Annotated in this window: 1 protein-coding gene; it reads left to right on the top strand. The window is 67.5% G+C overall.

Annotated elements, in window-relative coordinates; all coding sequences use genetic code 11:
• On the top strand, positions 1 to 741 hold a 741-nt coding region (locus CN97_RS17380), incomplete at its 5' end, for a transketolase-like TK C-terminal-containing protein (protein WP_035714161.1).
• Positions 742 to 762: the final 21 nt, after the last annotated feature.

Raw genomic sequence — 762 nt, 5'->3', positions numbered from 1 at the left:
GCGGCGATGAACGGCATCCAGCTGCACGGGGGGTTCCGTCCCTATGGCGGCACGTTTCTCGCCTTTGCCGACTATGCCAGACCTGCCATCCGGCTGGCGGCGCTGATGGGCGTTCCGACGACCTTCGTCATGACGCATGATTCCATCGGACTGGGGGAGGATGGCCCCACGCACCAACCGGTGGAGCATCTCGCCTCGCTCCGCGCGATCCCCAATCTCACGCTCCTTCGCCCCGCCGATGCGGTGGAGACGGCGGAGTCCTGGGAGATCGCCATGGCGGCCCGGAAGGGTCCGGTGATGCTGGTGCTCTCGCGCCAGAACCTGCCGACCGTCCGGACCGATGCCACGATGAACATGACCGCGCGTGGGGGCTACGTCCTGCGTTGGGCGGAGCGGCGGCACGTTACCCTGATCGCGACGGGTTCCGAGGTGGAGATCGCCCTTGCCGCCGCCGATGCGCTTGCGGCGGAGGAAATCGAGGCCGCGGTGGTATCGCTGCCGTCCTTCGACCTGTTTGCCGCGCAGCCGGAAAGCTACCGGCGCGAGGTTCTGGGTGATGCGCCCCGTATCGGCATCGAGGCCGCGATCCGCATGGGCTGGGACGCGGTGCTCCGCCCGACGGACCGGTTCGTTGGAATGACCGGCTTCGGCGCTTCCGGCCCCGGGCCTGAACTCTACGGACACTTCGGCATCACGGCTTCCGCCGTGGCGATTGCCGCGAAGGAAATGAGGACCTCATGACGACGACTTTGGCGATCAACG

Source organism: Haematobacter massiliensis (assembly GCF_000740795.1).
GTDB lineage: Bacteria > Pseudomonadota > Alphaproteobacteria > Rhodobacterales > Rhodobacteraceae > Haematobacter > Haematobacter massiliensis.
The sequence above is the reverse complement of the archived record's forward strand: the minus strand, read 5'-3'. Positions and strand labels throughout refer to the sequence as shown.